This is a genomic window from Lysobacter sp. KACC 24251 (genome assembly GCF_057747755.1).
Map to the genome: position 1 here is coordinate 2,065,213 of NZ_CM173222.1, position 13,010 is coordinate 2,078,222.

Annotated in this window: 24 protein-coding genes; 7 read left to right on the forward strand and 17 right to left on the reverse strand. The window is 61.4% G+C overall.

The window, feature by feature from the left end; genetic code table 11:
* Positions 1–11: 11 nt before the first annotated feature.
* Positions 12–404: a DUF6573 family protein gene (locus tag AC3ARF_RS09660; protein ID WP_498927407.1), complete on the reverse strand. Its 393-nt coding sequence runs from the start codon at positions 402–404 to the stop codon at positions 12–14.
* Positions 405–961: 557 nt separating this feature from the next.
* Here AC3ARF_RS09660 and AC3ARF_RS09665 point away from each other — a divergent pair.
* Together AC3ARF_RS09665 and AC3ARF_RS09670 are read left to right on the forward strand one after the other, a co-directional pair.
* The gene (locus AC3ARF_RS09665; RefSeq protein WP_498927409.1) at positions 962–1,096 is read left to right on the forward strand and encodes a hypothetical protein; all 135 of its coding nucleotides are present in this window, start codon (positions 962–964) and stop codon (positions 1,094–1,096) included.
* Between the two features lie 2 nt (positions 1,097–1,098).
* The gene (locus AC3ARF_RS09670) at positions 1,099–1,323 is read left to right on the forward strand and encodes a hypothetical protein (protein ID WP_498927411.1); all 225 of its coding nucleotides are present in this window, start codon (positions 1,099–1,101) and stop codon (positions 1,321–1,323) included.
* On the opposite strand, the gene AC3ARF_RS09675 is transcribed toward AC3ARF_RS09670, so the two are convergent.
* From AC3ARF_RS09675 to AC3ARF_RS09705, 7 genes are all read right to left on the reverse strand, one after another.
* Positions 1,320–1,520, reverse strand: coding sequence for a hypothetical protein (locus tag AC3ARF_RS09675; protein WP_498927413.1), 201 nt, complete (start codon positions 1,518–1,520; stop codon positions 1,320–1,322). The two genes, AC3ARF_RS09670 and AC3ARF_RS09675, sit on opposite strands and share 4 nt — an antisense overlap.
* A gap of 49 nt (positions 1,521–1,569) precedes the next feature.
* Positions 1,570–1,785 (reverse strand): hypothetical protein, encoded by a 216-nt coding sequence (locus tag AC3ARF_RS09680; RefSeq protein WP_498927414.1) that lies wholly within the window; start codon positions 1,783–1,785, stop codon positions 1,570–1,572.
* 427 nt (positions 1,786–2,212) lie between these two features.
* Complete coding sequence (locus tag AC3ARF_RS09685) at positions 2,213–2,578, reverse strand: hypothetical protein (RefSeq protein ID WP_498927416.1); 366 nt, start codon at positions 2,576–2,578, stop codon at positions 2,213–2,215.
* 38 nt (positions 2,579–2,616) lie between these two features.
* Positions 2,617–2,748, reverse strand: coding sequence for a hypothetical protein (locus tag AC3ARF_RS09690; protein ID WP_498927418.1), 132 nt, complete (start codon positions 2,746–2,748; stop codon positions 2,617–2,619).
* A 9-nt stretch (positions 2,749–2,757) separates the two neighbouring features.
* Positions 2,758–2,901 (reverse strand): hypothetical protein, encoded by a 144-nt coding sequence (locus AC3ARF_RS09695; RefSeq protein WP_498927420.1) that lies wholly within the window; start codon positions 2,899–2,901, stop codon positions 2,758–2,760.
* 300 nt (positions 2,902–3,201) lie between these two features.
* Positions 3,202–3,822, reverse strand: a complete 621-nt coding sequence (locus AC3ARF_RS09700) for a hypothetical protein (RefSeq protein ID WP_498927422.1) — start codon at positions 3,820–3,822, stop codon at positions 3,202–3,204.
* Positions 3,819–4,184, reverse strand: coding sequence for a hypothetical protein (locus AC3ARF_RS09705; RefSeq protein ID WP_498927424.1), 366 nt, complete (start codon positions 4,182–4,184; stop codon positions 3,819–3,821). The genes AC3ARF_RS09700 and AC3ARF_RS09705 overlap by 4 nt, the downstream gene beginning before the upstream one ends.
* A 332-nt stretch (positions 4,185–4,516) precedes the next feature.
* Between AC3ARF_RS09705 and AC3ARF_RS09710 the strand changes: the two genes are divergently transcribed.
* From AC3ARF_RS09710 to AC3ARF_RS09720, 3 genes are read left to right on the forward strand one after another with little or no spacing between them, the layout of a single operon-like run.
* Positions 4,517–4,861, forward strand: coding sequence for an HNH endonuclease signature motif containing protein (locus tag AC3ARF_RS09710; RefSeq protein WP_498931826.1), 345 nt, complete (start codon positions 4,517–4,519; stop codon positions 4,859–4,861).
* On the forward strand, positions 4,773–5,591 hold the full coding sequence (locus tag AC3ARF_RS09715; protein ID WP_498927426.1) for a GIY-YIG nuclease family protein: 819 nt from the start codon (positions 4,773–4,775) through the stop codon (positions 5,589–5,591). The genes AC3ARF_RS09710 and AC3ARF_RS09715 overlap by 89 nt, the downstream gene beginning before the upstream one ends.
* A 1-nt stretch (position 5,592) precedes the next feature.
* Positions 5,593–6,525, forward strand: a complete 933-nt coding sequence (locus AC3ARF_RS09720) for a hypothetical protein (RefSeq protein WP_498927428.1) — start codon at positions 5,593–5,595, stop codon at positions 6,523–6,525.
* Between the two features lie 102 nt (positions 6,526–6,627).
* Here the strand turns inward: AC3ARF_RS09720 and mauJ are convergent, their stop codons facing one another.
* From mauJ to AC3ARF_RS09765, 9 genes are all read right to left on the reverse strand, one after another.
* The gene (mauJ, locus tag AC3ARF_RS09725; protein ID WP_498927430.1) at positions 6,628–7,992 is read right to left on the reverse strand and encodes a methylamine utilization protein MauJ; all 1,365 of its coding nucleotides are present in this window, start codon (positions 7,990–7,992) and stop codon (positions 6,628–6,630) included.
* 233 nt (positions 7,993–8,225) lie between these two features.
* A complete protein-coding gene (locus AC3ARF_RS09730) occupies positions 8,226–8,657 on the reverse strand; it encodes a hypothetical protein (protein ID WP_498927431.1) in 432 nt (143 codons plus the stop codon).
* Complete coding sequence (locus tag AC3ARF_RS09735) at positions 8,654–8,809, reverse strand: hypothetical protein (protein WP_498927433.1); 156 nt, start codon at positions 8,807–8,809, stop codon at positions 8,654–8,656. Before AC3ARF_RS09735 ends, AC3ARF_RS09730 begins: the two co-directional genes overlap by 4 nt.
* A 67-nt stretch (positions 8,810–8,876) precedes the next feature.
* Positions 8,877–9,374 carry an ankyrin repeat domain-containing protein gene (locus tag AC3ARF_RS09740; protein ID WP_498927435.1) on the reverse strand — a complete coding sequence of 166 codons (498 nt, stop codon included), beginning with the start codon at positions 9,372–9,374 and terminating at the stop codon, positions 8,877–8,879.
* The gene (locus AC3ARF_RS09745; RefSeq protein WP_498927437.1) at positions 9,371–10,324 is read right to left on the reverse strand and encodes an SOS response-associated peptidase family protein; all 954 of its coding nucleotides are present in this window, start codon (positions 10,322–10,324) and stop codon (positions 9,371–9,373) included. The genes AC3ARF_RS09740 and AC3ARF_RS09745 overlap by 4 nt, the downstream gene beginning before the upstream one ends.
* Positions 10,324–10,494 (reverse strand): hypothetical protein, encoded by a 171-nt coding sequence (locus AC3ARF_RS09750; protein WP_498927439.1) that lies wholly within the window; start codon positions 10,492–10,494, stop codon positions 10,324–10,326. The genes AC3ARF_RS09745 and AC3ARF_RS09750 overlap by 1 nt, the downstream gene beginning before the upstream one ends.
* A gap of 29 nt (positions 10,495–10,523) precedes the next feature.
* Entirely contained in the window at positions 10,524–10,811 is a 288-nt protein-coding gene (locus tag AC3ARF_RS09755) for a hypothetical protein (RefSeq protein ID WP_498927440.1), read from the reverse strand.
* A gap of 26 nt (positions 10,812–10,837) precedes the next feature.
* Positions 10,838–11,071 carry a hypothetical protein gene (locus tag AC3ARF_RS09760; RefSeq protein WP_498927442.1) on the reverse strand — a complete coding sequence of 78 codons (234 nt, stop codon included), beginning with the start codon at positions 11,069–11,071 and terminating at the stop codon, positions 10,838–10,840.
* 73 nt (positions 11,072–11,144) lie between these two features.
* Positions 11,145–11,369: a hypothetical protein gene (locus AC3ARF_RS09765; RefSeq protein WP_498927444.1), complete on the reverse strand. Its 225-nt coding sequence runs from the start codon at positions 11,367–11,369 to the stop codon at positions 11,145–11,147.
* Between the two features lie 264 nt (positions 11,370–11,633).
* On the opposite strand from AC3ARF_RS09765, the gene AC3ARF_RS09770 reads away from it, so the two are divergent.
* Together AC3ARF_RS09770 and AC3ARF_RS09775 are read left to right on the forward strand one after the other, a co-directional pair.
* The gene (locus AC3ARF_RS09770) at positions 11,634–12,122 is read left to right on the forward strand and encodes a LexA family protein (RefSeq protein WP_498927446.1); all 489 of its coding nucleotides are present in this window, start codon (positions 11,634–11,636) and stop codon (positions 12,120–12,122) included.
* Positions 12,122–13,009, forward strand: a complete 888-nt coding sequence (locus AC3ARF_RS09775; protein ID WP_498927448.1) for a hypothetical protein — start codon at positions 12,122–12,124, stop codon at positions 13,007–13,009. The genes AC3ARF_RS09770 and AC3ARF_RS09775 overlap by 1 nt, the downstream gene beginning before the upstream one ends.
* The last annotated feature ends 1 nt before the right edge of the window (position 13,010 follow it).

A 13,010-nucleotide genomic window follows, 5' to 3' on the forward strand; every position in this document is an offset into this window, starting at 1 on the left:
GCGCGTCAACGTCAGTCCTCGCCGAGGCGCATGATGGTTGCCACCGGTTCCCCCGCATCACCGGGGCCGATGTGCAGGACTAGCGACTCCTTGACCGCGGCCGTGGTCGCGCCCTGTCGCGGGATCCGGTAGACCGCGAAGCGGGTTTGGTGGGTGTCCGGGTTGGCAACGGCCGCACAACGCGCCATCCAGAGCACATCCCACAAGCGCCCATTGAGATCCTGCGGGATGCCCTTGCGCTCGGTGTCTTCCTCGCGCCACTCAACGCACTCGACCCAGGCAGCGGCCGTGAGGGCCACATGGCACTTGAACCCCGCCTCTGCGGCCAGGCCTGGGGGGACCTCCACCAAAACGCCGTCGTCCAGCGCTTCGCGGCGGGTGCAGGAATGGATCAGGTCAAACATGCGCTTCTCCGGGTGGTGATAGCAGGTGCTATCAGTTGTAGTTGCGCCCTCTCAGGCAGGGCGCGGAACACTTCCGCGTCCATGCGGAACCCAGAGCCGGGGGTGAGGCGCCGTCAAGGAAGGCGCCCGTAGGGCGCAGTGCAGGGGCTGGCGCGGGCCGGAGTGCACACGTTCTTTGTGCACGACTACACGGGCCCCGGAACGGCCCTTGACGGAAGAAGCCGATCCCCTGGCAACGCCGTTGCGGTTGCCCTTGCGGTCCGCGCGAGCAAGACACCGGCTTGCGAGCGATTGGCGCGCAAACGTTGACGCGCGCGGATCTGGAGGTATCGCTGATATCAGGTGATAGCAGTTGATATCACCTGATATCAGGAGCCAAGCATGACGTTCATAAAGAAACCCTTCGCACCCATCACACCCCCTGCAGAGGGCCTGGCACGGGTTCTTTACGACGCCGGCCAGTGGTGCTGCGACAACCTGGCCGTATGGATCGTTGGGATTTCATCCTGCTCCCTGATTGCTCTCTCCCTCTACTTCCCCACCTAACGGAGATCCCCATGCGCATCCGTCTCTTCGTCAAGCTGGCCCTGCTGGGCATCGCGCTCTTTGGCTTCAACGCCCTGTCTGAGCGCGCCAGCCAGCAGATCGGCATAGCCTCCAACGCCATCGACAACATCACTTCAAGGAACTGACCATGTTCAAGCCCTCCCTATTCCTGTTCTTGGCTTCGGCCGTTGCCATGCTCATCACTGAGTCTGTCTGGCTCGCCCCCTTGGTCGCCTTGTTCGCCGCTTTCACGCTCCACGGCCTGCTCGACCGCGCGCCGCCCGCTCCGCCCATGGGGGAGCTAGGCATAGATGAGGAGGACCAGCACCTGGAGAAGCGCTTGGCCCAGTTCCGCAAGGCCCTGCACGACTAACCGCAGCGCCCGTAGCTGCACTCCTGGATATCCGTAAGATCGTGCTCGCGGCCGAACGCTCGAGCCGCCTCGTGCGGGTCCTCCGGGTAGTCGCGCTCCCAGGAAGCAAGCTCGAACTCGTCGAGGCCAGCGTCCGCGATGGTGATGAGGAAGCGGTCCACGAGGGCCGCATTGAAGAGCTGTCTCCAGTTCTGCATGTCGGTCTCCCGAGCCAGCCGGGGCGCGAGGCCCCGGCGGCCGTCTTGATTAGTCGGCCTTGGACTCGACGGTGCGGAGAACCACGATCCCATCGACCGGCAGCGCTTGCAGTTGCAGGCGGAAGCCCTTGCCGTCCTGGTGCGGCCAGGCCACGCCGATCTTCGTCCAGTCGCTCTTCTTCTCGCCGTTCACTTCGTATTCCCGGACGGTGAAGGCTTCGAGGCGGGTCGGCTCGGCAGCCGGGGCGGTGTTCTTCTTGCTCATGATCTAGCTCGCAGTCGTTAGCGCGGATTGCGCGGGATCAACGACCAGCGAAGCCCATCAGCCAAGCAGCACCCCTAGCGAGTGCCGTAGGCCAGCGAGTGGGGGCGCAACGCAGACAGCCCTGGGAGGAGACCAGCGTTCCTGCACAATCCCAGTGCAGGGTTAGCGGCTCCGAGTGGAGCGTAGGCGCAGTGGAGCAGTCCGCCAGGACTTGCGCGAGGCGGGCGTAGCGATAGTGCCCCGCATGCCATCAGTGCCGACAACGAGTGCCCGTGAGTGAGTTCAACCCGGTTGCCTTGACCTGCCTAGCCTTCCCTTGCGAGAAGTGATCGGCGATTGACTGGATGATGGCGTGGCTGCACCTAGGGAGGCAGCCTGCTACTGCCCTGCTCGGTGGCGTGGTTTTCCAATCGGTGGAACAGACGGATCAGGGCGCCTGGGTCTTGCGCTTTGGCTGGTAGCCCGCGGCCACGGCGTCAAGCCACGATTGGCGCAGTGTGTCGTAAAGGCCCAGTGCACGCGCGTCTCGGTAGAGCTGGTCGTGAGACAGCCACTTGAACTTGCGCAGGATGATGTGGGGCGGATGGCCGGCGCGGATTAGCGGTTCGATCGCCTGCCGACGAAGGTTCGCCTCGTCGGTTTGGGAAAGGGTCGGAAGCCCCATCGCACGGCGCAGCTGGTGAACGCGCTGGCGGGAAATTCCCATTTCAAGGGCAATGGCCGGCCCGCCCAGGCCTCGATTGTGCAGGGCCAAGAGCTGCTTCCGACGCGTTTCACGGGTGTGCTTATCCATAAGACTACACCTAGCACACGGTCCGCCCGCGTCAACGTTCACACCGCACTTCCGCGCAGTCGCTGGTTGAGGTGCACCAAGGCAAGCGACACGCCCAGTGCAGGCCATGCGCCAACCAGAAAAGGGAATGCGATTGCGAGCAGGATGAGGATTGCGCTAAGGGCACTCATCAGCGGCCCTTACAGAAGGAAACCGGCGAGAAGCGCGCCACCGAAGGCAGCGATGGCAATGCCGACGATGATTGCCGGTTTGTCGATGAGCCGCTGAGCTCCCTCTTGGATGAGGTCATGGGCGAAGTCGGCGAGGTTGGTCAGTGTGTCCATTAGAAGATCTCCGGGTAGTTGACGGCGAGTTCGCTCATCGCCCAGTAGACGGCAGCGACGATGAGGGCGGTGAAGGGGATGGCGTGGATGAAGATCATTGAGGAGCCTTGCTGTTTGCCTATATTCATTCAAAGGCAAAGTCGGAAACCGTCAAGGGTTTTGAACGAAACCCGCGCTCTTTTTGTGAGACATTTCTCTCGCTATTCGCTCTGCGGTGAACGCGGCACATCGCTACGCTTACGCGCTGTTGCTGTTGCTTTTCGAGGGGCCGACGGCCCATTAACCGCTTATGCTCTTGATCTACAAAAGAAGGCCGAGAGGCCCGTTGCACAAACTCGACCGCTCGACATGAGCCTTATCGAGGTAATAGGTCGCCTCGCTCACTCCAAGCATCCTCGCTCCTACGCGCGGCCCGATGCCCTGCTCCATGAGCTCTCTCACCTTCTCGCGTCGCTTCTGCACGCGCTCCGACGAGCCCCGTTTCATCCGGTGCTTCCTCTGGTTGTTTCGTTTAAGTAGTGGGTTCAAGCCCAGCTCTACGGCCTTGGCCCGCACCCATGCAAGTGACCGGTCCATGTGATTGGCAATCTGCTGACTCGTGCAACCGCCGCGGATCTGACGCTCAAAGAGAACATCCCTTGACACCCGATAGTTGTCCAGGCACTGCTGGTATTCCTCGTGCCGGATCCCTAACCACTCAGCGCGCCGCCGCAACCAAGAGCTATTGCCGGGAACGCCATACTTCCTATCCAGCTCACCGATGGAGGGGCTCCATTTCAGGTGTAGTTTGAATAGCTCGATCGTCTGGAAGTCCAAAATGTCGCCTTGGCGCATCCTCTTTAACGTCCGAGCCGTCGTTGAGTATTCCTGCCAGCGGGGGAGGTCGTGCCAGTCCCCTAGCCTACCGACGCGGGCCTTCATTGCCGCCTCACGACTCGCGGAGCGCCCGGAGAAGCGCCGTCCCGTGCACGCCTGCAATCCGCCGTAGCCGCATTCAGTGCCAGTTGCAGGGCTTGATCCAGGCGCGCTCGGGTGAGCTTGGTTTCATCAACCAGTTCGAGAGCGCGAGCTTTGCAGCGTGGGTCCTTCCACTGACTGGTCTCGATGCCGTGATGGACCATCCAGGCCTCACTTACCAGCGAAGGCTCTTCTTCCTGCCTGCCTCCTGCGCTTGCCCAGGCCTCAGCCAAGTAGACACTCAACAGACCGCCTAACACGAAGATCCAGCCAAAGATGATCGATGGATTGCGGCCGGGCCGCGATTGATAGGGGTTGTTGTCCATAGAACTCTCCGGGTGCGCCTTACTCCATTACGAAGCCCAATCCGCGCGCGTCAACGTCTGCACGTCCATCCGCTCTTGCCCTGGCTCTTCAGCGGGCCAACGGCTCATTCCCCCGCTCTTGCTCCTAGCCCTCCCCAGCGCTATAACTTCCCCTGCCGGTTCGGCTATCGCCCCGGTGTTGTGCCTGCATAGCCTGTCGGCTCCAGGTGCCCGCTCGTCCTCTATCGAGGCGACGGGAACCCTTCCCTGGAGCCCAGATGCCGAAACTCGTCCGTCTACGCACCCTCGCCTTCCACGCCCAGTCTGGCCGCTGCTACTACTGCGGACGCGTCATGTGGCTTGCCTGTCCGTCCGAGATTGGCCTCCGGTCCCGCGCGGCGCGCCCTTTCCAGTGCACTGCCGAGCACCTCATCGCGCGCCAAGACGGCGGACAGGATGTCGGAGGGAATATCGTGGCCGCTTGCCGCTTGTGTAATGGCCGGCGCCATAAGCGCAAATCCCCGCCTACCCCCGATGCCTACAAAGCGCTGGTGCGACGGCGGGTCAAGAAGGGAAAATGGTGGCCTGCGTCGCTTTCAGGGGATAGGCATGCTGCTGTTCGATCTGCTCCGTATGCAGGAGCCGAGTTTCGACCCGTCCAAGGCCAAGGTGCATCTGGCTCGCTACAACCAGGTTGACCAGCCGATAGACGTCTACAAGCGCGGGGAGTTCGACGAGTGGCAGCGCTGGCAGAACGGCCACAACTTTAATTGCCCGTTCGTAGTGGCACTTATCCAGGACGGATCAGCCACCCGTTGGATGTTCGCTGGGCTTTTCAAGCCCACCGGCCACACCATCGAGCAAGGCGATAAGCGAGACCACTACTACTACGACTTGGAGCGCTTGGAGAGCACGGCGGAGCTCGAAGGCAGGTTGTTTTGCACGAGCAGCTACACCAAGCGCAACTCATATGTGTATTGCTCCACGGTGGAAGACATGGCCGTATCGGAGATCCTGCGCGAACGGCTGAGCGTCGGAACCTTCCCTGGCTACAAGCTGGTGGATATCTCCAAGGATGATCTCGACCTCATCGTGCGCAGCAATACTGAGTCATGGCGCACGGCCCTTTCCAGCGTCAAGGGCATCTACCTCATCACCGATACGCAGACCGGCAAGCTCTATGTCGGAAAGGCCGACGGCGAGGCCGGCATCTGGGGCCGGTGGTGCATGTATTCCTCAACCGGACACGGCGGCAACAAGCTCTTGGTCAAGGAGCTTGGCTTGAAGGCAAGCGAAAGGCAGCGCGACCTTCGGTTCTCACTGCTGGAAATCGCAGACCTGCAATCCGCGCCGGGGGAGATCGACGCCCGCGAGAGCCACTGGAAGAAGATCCTCATGACGCGCACCACCGGCTACAACGGAAACTGACATGCCCACGCTGGACGCAAACAACTGGGGCTGGACGAAGCGGCCCACCTCCGACGCCGAATTTGAGGCCATGATGGCGTCGCTCGACGCCTACCTTGCTTCGGAAGAAGTGCTCCCGCATCAGCGCTCCTTTGTGGGCAAGAGCCTGGTCGCCCAAGCGTTGCAGATCCACGCCCCTCTTGCCGGCTCGATCTTTGGCATTGGTGCCGACGAGATCGATCCGACACTCGGGCGCGTGTCGGAGTGGTTCAAAGCCATCTACGAGAAGCGCTTCAATCCGCATTTCGATGCGCGCTCGTTCGCTGTCGATCTGCGCGGCACGCTCTGGCGAATGAGCGTAGGTATCGCATTTGGTAACCCGCCTGTCTTCCTCGACCCCGACTGGAGCAACACCGGCGGCCAGCCCATGGAGCGTTCGTTGAACCTCATTCACGGAATCGAGGACTTCACGCCTGCCGCGGCACTGCGCCTGACGGCCCAGGAATTGGACGCCATCGAAGCAGCTCTCCGGGTTGGCATTCCTGCACTCAATGCCATGGATGATCTTGGCGGGCACGCCATGTTCGATCAGGCGCGCCTTGACTACGCCCATAGTGTCGATGCCCTGATCTCTGGCATCGCGTGGAACAAGGCCTGGTGGGAGACGGCGCAGACCGTCGAGAAGCTGATGAAGGGTCTGCTGGCCAAAGAGAGGCAACCCTACCCGACAGGACAGAAGGGACACATCATCCCCCATGTCGGGAAGGTGTTCGGTGACTATTTCGGTGTCGAGCTGCCTGTCGATCTCCTGCAAGCCATCGATTGCAGGCCCGATGTGCGCTACGCCGACATCGAGGCCACTCGGGAGGATGCGTTCGCGGCGCATCGGGCGTTATTAGAGCTTGTCCCTTTGCTAGCGCATGCCTACAACAACCGCCCTTCCCGATCACCTTGAGCAAATCTACCCAATCGGCATAATGCTGCGCTTCCGGTAGATATGAAAAGGGGAGCGCAGGCGTCCTAGTATGGCCTGCCCGCTTGTGGGGGTGTAGGCCACCTATTCGACGCTATACGGGGCGGCGCCCTGCGTCGTGCTCGCGGCCCGCTGCCGCCTAAACGCATCTACCGCTTCCTCCACCGCCTCTTCTGGGCTGCGTGGAATGACGTTCACGGGTATGACCACTTCGCAGTCCACGGGCTCTACCCCCGCCACGTGCAGCTCAACTACCGCGTTTCCGATGACCCGATGGAACACCGTGTGGAACTCACGCACGTCCTGCTCGGTGCGCTCGCCAAGTCCACTGCGCGGGAAACCACTGTCCTCTAGCCGGGTATGGGCTCGTCCTTGTCTGAAATCTAGAGCGAATACAAACGCTATCGTAGCCCGATCATTGACCAATAGGATGCGCACGGCGCCTTCTTGAGCCGCGTCCGCGTGCATCGTAAGGTTCGTCAGTCCCTCCATCGGTGGATCGGGCCAGAGAGCCAGGTCTACGCGAACACCATCCAGGCCGAGGCTTGCTGGATCTGGACTGCCCCCGGCCTTCAACACTGCCAAGGCAGTGGGATCGATGAGTGCTTCCCACGGCTCTAGCCGGTTTCGGGTGGCATAGAGCGTTCGAGCGGTTGGAACCTTCAGTTCATCCGCAAGGTATTTCCTTGCCAGTTCCCTCATCAGCACCAGATCGGCCGAGATGCGCCGGCGATCTGCGGGAATATCGGGATCAACGATCCCTCCGCCGAACGAGGCGTGAGCGACCGCATTGCGTCCACTGTCATAAAGATGCAGGCCGACATCTCCCTCTGTCGCCCGCAGTTCCGCGACACGCGCGGCTGCCCTACCGGTCATATGATCGATGTTTCTATTAAACCAAGCCTCCCGTTGGCGACCGCTTCCATACTGCGACTCGATAACCTTGAAATAGCTAAGGAATGCATAGCTGTCATGGACGTGGGACAGGCGCTCACCCTCGCGCCAAAAGGCAAGCGCTATCCGAGTGTTTTCGTCATCGATCACCGGCATGTGGTTGCAGTCGAATGACCGCGCACCCGCTTGGCCTACCGTCGTATACGCGTTGCGCATTTGCGCACCGAAGCCAATTGCATGTGTCCCTCCCACAACTTCAACCACATCCACGTATCCGCCAAGAAACCAGCCAAGCACAGATGTGAAGCGATAGATGTTCCCGAGGCAGGCTTCGACATCGCTTTGGGTGCCGGGAACCGTAATGGCCGGCGCGGTCGGTTGTGGTCCATTGTTCGTGCCGCGGAGGATGAAGTCGTCGCCCGCGTATTTCACCCAAACATCCTTTTCGGGCCAAGGAATGGACGATGCGACGGCTGCGGAAATCCAGCCAAGCCGGCCTCGCAGCATTCGATCGACAGCTTCCCCAAAGACGTGGGGCACATATGGGGTTCTCATGAAAACCGATATTCAGGCAAGAGCGGACACGCCTCAAGAGCCACACTCCCTGCGGACCAGTCCTGCCAGCACTGCCGCATACAAAAAGAGGCCCCTTCCGGGGCCCCTGCGTCGTCGGCGTTTTGATGGGGTCTGTTACCTCCCCGAACCCCCTTCCCGGCGCCGGCCGTGATGACAGCCAGCGTTGCTCCGGTCTCATTCCTTGATCGGGTGTTGGTAGCCTGACGACGAGCTTAGTGTGGCTTCCCGCTTGGACCCGCGCCATCAGGCGTTGCCCCGAGTTCGCGTAGGAGTTTTCCTATTTCCCCGTCAGACTTGAACGCGGGGACCAACGCTCCGCTGCTCAAAGATGAGCCCGATGGATGCGCCTGGGCACAAAAGAGGTTGGCGAACAGCACCGCCTCAACCATTTGCTTTCGAGTGTGGCCCTGCCCCGACCAGTCCGGCGGTAGGCTGTCCAGTGCCTGCATGGCCTCCTTGCCGGTCAAATACTGAGCCGCGGTGAGCACGGTCCATTGCAGCCCCACCTCGGACCGCAGGAACTGTCCGGCGCCCTTGGCGTCCATCTTCCCGTCGCGCACGGCAAGCAATGCGATGGCCGCGGCTATCGCCTTGCCAGCGGGTGGTAGCTTGCTCTTCTTCTTGGGGAAAGGGTTGTGCCTCATGCCGCCTTCCGGTGCTCGTAGTAGGGATGCCGCTTGTCGTCGAAGATCGCGAACAAGGCATCGAGGTGGTTCGAGCCGAACCAGGACACCGTGGGCGCGCCCTGGGCCTGGGCGAGATACTGCCGCAGGGCGGTGAGGCGCAGATCGCTCATGCGCGGATGTCCATCAGGCTGCGCAGCTTGAAACGGCGCGAGATCAAGCCTTCAGCGATGTGCGTTTCTACAAGCCGGTAGATCTTGTCTCGCCCACCCATGCCGTTCGGAGCATGAGCACTGCTCGCTGCCGCGCCGATGACATCGTTGGAATAGTTCTCCCAGCGCGCCAGGACATCAGCGCCTTGTCTAGTAGAAACTTCACCATCTTGGCGTCGCCACGGGCGGCGTGTGCGATCAACGGGGTGAACCCGAGTGCGGGCACGCGCGCTTCGATGTCCGCGCCGGCCGCCAGCAGCAAGATCGCCACCTTAGGGTTGGTGGAGTGAAGCGGCTGGAAGGCGTTGGCGTCGGGGTAGGAGGCGTTGGCACCAGCGGCGAGCAGCAATTTCGCCACGGCTGGGGTCAGGTGGTAGTTGAACAATAAGGTGCGACCGTTGTCGTCGGGATTGGGGCTGTCGGGATCCAGACCGCCGGCCAAGGCCTTCTTGAGGTCGCCGGTGCGCTTGGTGATTACGGCGTTGGACACCAGGTCAAAAAGCGTTTGGTAATCCTGTTGCTTCATGCTGCTTCCTTGACCAGTTCGTAGTAGGGATGCCGTTTGTCGTCGAAGATTGCGAACAAAGCATCAAGGTTGTTCGGATCCGGGTTGAGCCATGCGTCTACATGCTCGGGCTTTATGTTGATGATGGTCCGATCATGCCCCGCCGCGGCCACTTCCGGCTCGGGCTCGTCGGTGATGGCGGCGAAGGAATACAGATCTGGCTCTTGCCCTGCGGGGTCAGTCCAATGGGACCAAAGACACGCGATATACATCGCATCCCCCGTGCGCGGCCGGAACTGGATTTCCTTGCTGCCCCCCTTCCCGTCGTCGACGTTCTCGTAAAAGGTTTCGGCGAGCATCAGCCCATGCGTATAGCCGAACTGGTTGCGCCAGAAGCGGGTGAGGTTGTCGCGCCGAGCGTTGTAGGTGCCGGACACCTGCCCCGTCTTGGTGCGATCAATGCTCGGGTCCATCCCCGCGGGACGGCAGTGGTAGCGCATGGGGCGGATGACTTTCTGGCCGTTCTCCATGATCAACACGGGCGCATACCAATCGGGAAAAATCCGGTCATCGCGCACGGGTTCGGGCTCGCTGCGCTTGGCATCGGCAATCCAGCGCTTGAGCTGCTTGATCTTTTTGCCCGCAATGCGCTGGTCGTTCAACGCCCCCTTGGTCTCCTTCACGGCCAACTTGCGCTCCGCGTCAGCCAGGCGCTTGACCTGCTTGAACAGCTCCTGCTCGCTTTCGGCAATGAGCGACGCGTTGTAGTCATCGATCAGGGACTTGATCTGCGCTTGCTCGGGCGTCTGGGGGTTTTTGAACGCCCGATCCATGCCCTTGGGCAGTTTTAGCTTCGGGCTCGTCCGGCGCTGCACATACAGATCAACGAAATCACGAATGTGAAGCAACGAGCCTGGGAACGCCCGCTGATAGTCCCGATAGTCGGCCCAGACTTGGGCGGAGTAGCACATTAGGCGACCAGTTCGATCTTGCAGTCAGCGATCAACCAGCCGTGCTCATCGGATAACCGGTCCAGCGCCTCCTCGTCGTCGTCAGCTTCGACAGTCGCGGTCTCGGGCAAGCCCTTAATCTTCAGGCCGTCGGTATCCCACTCGATCGCAGAGATTTGAAACATCGGCATCACTATTCCTCCCAAGCAGTTGTTCGCGGTCAGGTCATCCCGTGCTTTTTCATCGCCAAAAGCAGGTTCACGCTTTTGATCCAGTCGGCCATCATCTTGGACTTGTCAGCGTTGGTCTTGCGCGCAACGTCCGAGCGATAGGATTTCTCGAACGCCATTTCCAGCCACTGCTCTGCGATCTTCGCCCGGGTCGCTTCGGGCAGCTGGTCGTAGTGGCTCATGTTCCGAGCGAACATGTCGATGAACGCCGCGTCGATCCCCTCGGCCACCAGCACCGGATCGCCGGTCATGGCGCCGAGCGCTTCCTTGATATCCATCACTAGCTCGTCTCTCGCCTCCATCCCTACTCCTCCAGTTCGATGCCCGCGATGTAGCGCCCGTGCTCAGCGAGCATAGCGTTGATGCGTTGCATCACATGCCTGCGGGTGTGCTCGTCGGCCTTGTCCTCAATGACATCAGCCTCGCCGGCAAACGCCATCCAGAAGTGCCCGTCATCGGGGCAGTCGGCTACCAGTTGCGGAAGCTTCGCCTGCAACTGGTCCAGCAAGCTATCGAGTTCGTGGAGTGCAGCGGCCATGGGGCAGTCCTGTTGAACTGACCCCATTGTGCCGCGCTGCCGGTCCCGTTGGGGACCGGCTCGCTGGTTGTCGTTACATCACGACTTTCGTCTCCCACCCGACATTGAGAACTGCCCACCCCTGGGTTTCGATGTCGGCGATAACCTGCGCCTGGTCCAAGGCGATACGGGGCGTGGCTGGGTCCAGTTCAATGGACTTGAACAAGCGAGTTGCCGGCAGTCCCTCCGGAACCGACGACCCCGAGCAAACGGCGATGAAGGAGGTGCTGGTTGTTGTTGCGTATATGTCGATATTCATGGGTTATTTCCTCTTAAGTAGATGAATATGTGAGCAATGATCCAATGTCATTGCTCGTCTGTATTTATGGTCCCCGCAACTTGGTGAGCCGACTTTTCCAGCCTGGCCCTCGGGTTGGCCGACCAACCGGTGCCGGCAGCTCAGCAGTGGGCCGCAAGGCCGCGCCATAGCAGCCGCTTTCAGCCGGCCCGCTGGGCGGGCGTAAGCTCTTGTCCCCAGTGGCCGTCTCACTGGGTGATAACGCTTCCCGGGAAGATCGCCGCCATGTCCGAACCCGCCGCCGTATACCGCCTACCCAGCCGCCTGCCTGACCCACCGGGCCTGCTGGGTCCTGCCTCCCTAGAACCCCGCCCGTTCTCCCGCCCCGTCCTGGGCACCCGGGCCAGCTGCGGCTTCCCCTCCCCCGCCGAAGATTTCCTGGGCGACGAACTCGACCTCAACCAGCGCTGCATCCGAAACCCCGTGGCGACCTACTTTGTGGAGGCCGACACGGGCACCTCCATGGTCGATTTCGGTATTTATCCCGGCGACACGCTGGTGGTGGACCGGTCAATCGAAGCCAGGCATGGCGATATCGTGATGGTGCTATGGGAGGGGGGCTATATGGTCAAACAGCTGAGGATCCGCGGCCAACGGGTGGAGCTTCACTCCGGGAACCCGGAGAACCCGCCCATCGTCGTTCCGCCCGAGACGGAACTCTTGGTATGGGGCGTGGTTACCTGGTCGTTCCGCAGGCAGTTCCGGAGGCCCTAGTGCGCGAACGTATCGAGCTTTGGAAGCGCATCTACGAAACCGACGCCAATGCCATCACCCAGACGCTGTCGCGGATGGCGTGGGATCTGGCGGCATTCACGTGCCTGGTCGAAATGGTTCGGCAGGCCCCGGATCACGGTGAGGGAAAGCGCCTCAATGGCATGTATCTGGACATGCTGGCGACCGGTTTTTGGAGCACGACCATGCAAGGGGTCCGCAAGCTCGCGGAAACGATGCCCATCAACGGGCCCCGTGGCGTTTGCTCGCTGGGGGGCTTGATCCAAGACGCCAAGGCCGCGCGCAACCGTCTTACCCGGGAGGTTTTCGTGCGGGACATCGCGGGGCTCGAATACAACTACGAGGCGACGCGGGCCAAGCATTGGGAGTTTGTCCTCGCTCAACCCTCCGGCGGGGCTTTCTGGGTGCCCCGCGAACTTCACTACGAGCCGTCCGAACAACGCCATGCCCTCTTCGACTGGTTAAGCGGAACCACGCCAGGCACGTCCTCGCCGGCTGATCTGATCCGGGAGGAAGTTTTCGACCGGCTCGAGCAGCGCCTGTCCCAGTTGGAAGGCGTGGTCGAGCACGTCAATGTCGAGATTGCGCACGCGGCAACCCAAGCCAGCCGGGAGGGCCGAGTCCTGGAGCGCTGGGGGCTTGCCGACGCGAAGGCAGCCATCAAGGAACTGGCGGAACTCGCCGAACTCGTGGGGAACTGGTTTTGTTTCAGTGGTATCGGCACGGTGTTGCCGACGCCGCAGTTCAATCAGTTCGAGCACCTTGACCAACCCTTGTTTGGGGGCAACACCGCCGACCTTCAAACGCTCTGGGATGGGCTCGATCGTGAGATGGGGCAATGGCATGCCGTAGACCCGCGGAGCCAATAAC

Excerpts from the sequence above, each read along its gene's own strand:
- AC3ARF_RS09660 (WP_498927407.1), bottom strand. The coding sequence starts at position 404 with ATGTTTGACCTGATCCATTCCTGCACCCGCCGCGAAGCGCTGGACGAC.
- AC3ARF_RS09665 (WP_498927409.1), top strand. The coding sequence starts at position 962 with ATGCGCATCCGTCTCTTCGTCAAGCTGGCCCTGCTGGGCATCGCGCTC.
- AC3ARF_RS09670 (WP_498927411.1), top strand. The coding sequence starts at position 1,099 with ATGTTCAAGCCCTCCCTATTCCTGTTCTTGGCTTCGGCCGTTGCCATG.
- AC3ARF_RS09675 (WP_498927413.1), bottom strand. The coding sequence starts at position 1,520 with ATGCAGAACTGGAGACAGCTCTTCAATGCGGCCCTCGTGGACCGCTTC.
- AC3ARF_RS09680 (WP_498927414.1), bottom strand. The coding sequence starts at position 1,785 with ATGAGCAAGAAGAACACCGCCCCGGCTGCCGAGCCGACCCGCCTCGAA.
- AC3ARF_RS09685 (WP_498927416.1), bottom strand. The coding sequence starts at position 2,578 with ATGGATAAGCACACCCGTGAAACGCGTCGGAAGCAGCTCTTGGCCCTG.
- AC3ARF_RS09690 (WP_498927418.1), bottom strand. The coding sequence starts at position 2,748 with ATGAGTGCCCTTAGCGCAATCCTCATCCTGCTCGCAATCGCATTCCCT.
- AC3ARF_RS09695 (WP_498927420.1), bottom strand. The coding sequence starts at position 2,901 with ATGGACACACTGACCAACCTCGCCGACTTCGCCCATGACCTCATCCAA.
- AC3ARF_RS09700 (WP_498927422.1), bottom strand. The coding sequence starts at position 3,822 with ATGAAGGCCCGCGTCGGTAGGCTAGGGGACTGGCACGACCTCCCCCGC.
- AC3ARF_RS09705 (WP_498927424.1), bottom strand. The coding sequence starts at position 4,184 with ATGGACAACAACCCCTATCAATCGCGGCCCGGCCGCAATCCATCGATC.
- AC3ARF_RS09710 (WP_498931826.1), top strand. The coding sequence starts at position 4,517 with ATGTGGCTTGCCTGTCCGTCCGAGATTGGCCTCCGGTCCCGCGCGGCG.
- AC3ARF_RS09715 (WP_498927426.1), top strand. The coding sequence starts at position 4,773 with ATGCTGCTGTTCGATCTGCTCCGTATGCAGGAGCCGAGTTTCGACCCG.
- AC3ARF_RS09720 (WP_498927428.1), top strand. The coding sequence starts at position 5,593 with ATGCCCACGCTGGACGCAAACAACTGGGGCTGGACGAAGCGGCCCACC.
- mauJ (WP_498927430.1), bottom strand. The coding sequence starts at position 7,992 with ATGAGAACCCCATATGTGCCCCACGTCTTTGGGGAAGCTGTCGATCGA.
- AC3ARF_RS09730 (WP_498927431.1), bottom strand. The coding sequence starts at position 8,657 with ATGAGGCACAACCCTTTCCCCAAGAAGAAGAGCAAGCTACCACCCGCT.
- AC3ARF_RS09735 (WP_498927433.1), bottom strand. The coding sequence starts at position 8,809 with ATGAGCGATCTGCGCCTCACCGCCCTGCGGCAGTATCTCGCCCAGGCC.
- AC3ARF_RS09740 (WP_498927435.1), bottom strand. The coding sequence starts at position 9,374 with ATGAAGCAACAGGATTACCAAACGCTTTTTGACCTGGTGTCCAACGCC.
- AC3ARF_RS09745 (WP_498927437.1), bottom strand. The coding sequence starts at position 10,324 with ATGTGCTACTCCGCCCAAGTCTGGGCCGACTATCGGGACTATCAGCGG.
- AC3ARF_RS09750 (WP_498927439.1), bottom strand. The coding sequence starts at position 10,494 with ATGCCGATGTTTCAAATCTCTGCGATCGAGTGGGATACCGACGGCCTG.
- AC3ARF_RS09755 (WP_498927440.1), bottom strand. The coding sequence starts at position 10,811 with ATGGATATCAAGGAAGCGCTCGGCGCCATGACCGGCGATCCGGTGCTG.
- AC3ARF_RS09760 (WP_498927442.1), bottom strand. The coding sequence starts at position 11,071 with ATGGCCGCTGCACTCCACGAACTCGATAGCTTGCTGGACCAGTTGCAG.
- AC3ARF_RS09765 (WP_498927444.1), bottom strand. The coding sequence starts at position 11,369 with ATGAATATCGACATATACGCAACAACAACCAGCACCTCCTTCATCGCC.
- AC3ARF_RS09770 (WP_498927446.1), top strand. The coding sequence starts at position 11,634 with ATGTCCGAACCCGCCGCCGTATACCGCCTACCCAGCCGCCTGCCTGAC.